The sequence below is a fragment of the Tenacibaculum aiptasiae genome (genome assembly GCF_008806755.1).
Lineage (GTDB): Bacteria > Bacteroidota > Bacteroidia > Flavobacteriales > Flavobacteriaceae > Polaribacter > Polaribacter aiptasiae.
The window spans coordinates 1-227 of record NZ_WAAU01000048.1 but is presented as its reverse complement, the minus strand read 5'-3'; the positions used below and the strand labels follow the sequence as shown (position 1 = coordinate 227).

The 227-nt window shown below is 35.7% G+C and carries 1 protein-coding gene; it reads left to right on the top strand.

All coding sequences use genetic code 11. The features are described 5' to 3' along the window. Positions 1 to 227 (top strand): hypothetical protein (locus F7018_RS17940; RefSeq protein ID WP_175578779.1); only part of this gene is annotated, 227 nt, incomplete at both ends.

The following is a 227-nucleotide window of genomic DNA, read 5'->3' as shown; positions in this document are numbered from 1 at the left end:
TCAATCAACAAGACGATAGAGATTCAACCAGCGTTACAGCCAGATTTTACTGCAGTAGCAACGACGAATGATATTTGTAATGGAGATGCAACAGGAGTAATTCAGTTGACAGCAACTGATAATGGAATATTACCATTAAGTTATACGATAAATCCAGATCCAAATGGAGTTGGAACAATAACAACAAATTCGTTTACAAACTTACCGGCTAATACTTATACAATCAC